Below are 2801 nucleotides of genomic sequence, written 5' to 3' on the forward strand. Positions count from 1 at the left end.
GTTTGGGGTGGGGTATTAGGGACTTTTGCAAGAGGTCTAATGATCTTAAGTCATGGGAGGTTCATGTGGCTACCCCCTATAAACGTCGTCAGATACTCCGCTGGCTTGGTGCGATGACAGGCACTACTACAGCACTGATTGCAACAGCAACTAGTTGTACTAACACTTCCACTCAAACTTCCTCCAACCCAACAGTTGATTTATCGGGGGTGACTCTCCGCATTGCTAAGTTTAAGGGTGGTTGGGATCTCCAGTTGAAGTTAGCTGGACTAGATAATTTTCCCTACAAAACTCAGTTCACGGAGTTTACTGGGGGTAATCTTATGGTGCAAGCAATCAATGCCAATGCTATTGATATTGCATCGTGTAGTGAGACTCCACCAATTTTTGCGATCGGTACTCAGGATGCCGTGAAGATTATTGCAGCCACTAAGGGCCCAACTATCGGACAAACTGTGCTTGTGCCAAAAAATTCTACAGCTAAAACGATCGCAGACCTCAAAGGTAAGAAAGTTGCTTACGTCAAAGCTACCACAGCCCATTACTTCTTGATCAAGATGTTAAAGGAAGTTGGTCTGACCTTGAAGGATGTTGATGCACTCGCCCTCTCAATACCCGACGGACTTTCTGCCTTTAGAAAAGGTGATCTAGATGGCTGGGCTACTTACGGTTATTCGATCCCGCAAGCCAAAAAGGACGGCGCGAGAGAATTGAAGTCTGCAAAGGACATTTTGAGTGGGAACTTCATGATTGTAGGCGCTCCCAGTGCGATCGCAGACCCAGGTAAAAATGCTGCGATCGCTGACTTTCTCTGTCGGATTAAAAAGTCGCAAGCTTGGCGCGAATCGAATTTGGAAACCTGGGCAAAAAGTTATGCTTCAGCCATCGGTATAGATGAAAGTATTGTCTTAGAACAAGCAAAGCAGGAAGAAAAACAACGCCATGTTCAGGTTCTCCCTATTTCCGATGAAGCGATCGCCTCACAGCAAGAGGTAGCTGACACCTTTGCGGAAGCTGGCGTCCTCCCAGCTAAGGTTAGTGTGAAACCTCTGTGGGACACTACTTTTAATGATGCGATCGCTAAGTGCAGTATTTGACAAAGTACTAAGTATCGAGGCTTGGGCATTGGGCACTCGTAAAACTCTTACTCAGTCCCCAATCCCCGATCCCTAATCACTTGACTTTCAGCACCGACTTCCCTAATGACTGGCAAATAACATCATTTTGTGGTGTATGGATACGGCTACAAAGAACGTCACGGTAGTGTCGCTCTAAAGGATTCCTTTTTAATAGACCAGGATTACCAGTTAGTTCTAAGGCAATCTCTACAGCCCGAATCGAGTTAGTTGTGGTGAGATATTTAACAGCTTGTGCCTGTAATCCTACGTTAGGATCATACTCGCCCTTGTGAATATCTTCAGCCAAACTATAAATCAATCTATTGTTAGCAAATAGCAGTGCTTCTATCTCACCCACGGCAGTTTGGAAGCGTGGCAGAGTTGCCAGTGGCTCTTTGAGATTAGAAGGCGATCGCTCCCAAAGATATTTAGCAAGCCAGTCTCGCGCACTAGTAGCAACACCGAGATATAAAGCACTCACTGTCAAATTGCCCCAAGTGGCAATCAGCGGATCAAAGGATGGCGCAGCAGATATGGGGCTGATATTCAGGGCATACTCTGAGGGGATTAATACATTCTCCAAAATGAGATCGTGACTGCCTGTAGCTCTCATCCCCAAGTGATCCCAGGTTTCAACAATTTGCAAACCTGGCAGATCGCGCGGAACCAGAAAACTCCCAACTTGTGGTTCATCCTGAGTTGTCCGTGCCCAAACAACAAAGTAGCTGAGGATGGGACTGCCCGTGGTGTATTGCTTGTGGCCTGTTAAACGCCAACCCTCTGTTGTCCGTTCGGCAATTGTGGCAGGCAATCCGCCTCTAGCTGGCGTTCCTAACTCAGGTTCAACACGGGCAGCATTGAGCAGGGCAATGCCTTCAATTGATTCACGACACAGCCGTTTATATACTTCTGGATGCCAGCGACGGCTACGGGCCGCATGGGCATGTTGGAGATAGTGCATTGTCAGTACTAGCGCGGTCGAAGCATCGCCACGCGCTATCCCTTCAATGACTCGGCAGATTGTTGGTAGTCCCAAATCCTGACCACCGAATTCGCGTGGAATGGTGAGGCTGAGTAATCCTGCCTCATGCAAAGCTGTAAAATTCTCGAAGGGAAAGGAACCATCTTTGTCGTGTGCCCCTGCACGGGTGGCAAAGTCCTTGGCCAGAGCCTCAACCCGGTCGAAAATATTGGGGAGAGTTTCTAAGCCTTTGGCTACAAAGGTGTCTGGTACTGCTTGCTCCAACTGTGACATAAATACTCCTGCAAAACTCACTTTACTACTACTGAATCCCATCCCGCGAAAAATTGATGTTTCTGCAAACTTGAGATGCTTTCATCGGAGTTAAGCGATCGCAACTACTTTTAGCCTAAATCCTGCTTGCTTTTGTTCGTCAGTTTTTGACCTCGAACTCAGGTATTCTGCTGATTGTTAAGAATACTACTTAAAGTCAATCGAAATTTAGTACTTTGTAATTTCTGTAAGTATGACACAAACAGCTTTCTCAGAGCAAGCCAGAGGATTTAGCGATCGCTCCACAGCTTAACAAATTGCAAAAGTCCCCACATAACAGAGGGCTAACACTCTCCTCAAGTATATTTTTCAGCAGAACTCTATATTAGACTTCTTGCATAAATCAAAAAAAGAACCCCACCCCGCCTTTGACTTACGTCAAAGTCTCC

The 2801-nt window shown here is 46.5% G+C and carries 2 protein-coding genes; one reads left to right on the forward strand and one right to left on the reverse strand.

Annotated elements, in window-relative coordinates:
* Window positions 1-65 precede the first annotated feature (65 nt).
* Window positions 66-1097 (forward strand): ABC transporter substrate-binding protein, encoded by a 1032-nt coding sequence (locus HWQ41_RS00075; RefSeq protein WP_292758540.1) that lies wholly within the window; start codon window positions 66-68, stop codon window positions 1095-1097.
* A 76-nt stretch (window positions 1098-1173) separates the two neighbouring features.
* Here the strand turns inward: HWQ41_RS00075 and HWQ41_RS00080 are convergent, their stop codons facing one another.
* Window positions 1174-2373 carry an acyl-CoA dehydrogenase family protein gene (locus HWQ41_RS00080; RefSeq protein ID WP_292758543.1) on the reverse strand — a complete coding sequence of 400 codons (1200 nt, stop codon included), beginning with the start codon at window positions 2371-2373 and terminating at the stop codon, window positions 1174-1176.
* Between the last annotated feature and the right edge of the window lie 428 nt (window positions 2374-2801).

The organism is Nostoc sp. NOS(2021) (assembly GCF_017115025.1).
Taxonomy (GTDB): Bacteria; Cyanobacteriota; Cyanobacteriia; order Cyanobacteriales; family Nostocaceae; genus Nostoc.

What these genes read in the sequence shown, in the direction of transcription:
- HWQ41_RS00080 (WP_292758543.1), bottom strand. Translation starts at nt 2,373, where the DNA reads ATGTCACAGTTGGAGCAAGCAGTACCAGACACCTTTGTAGCCAAAGGC.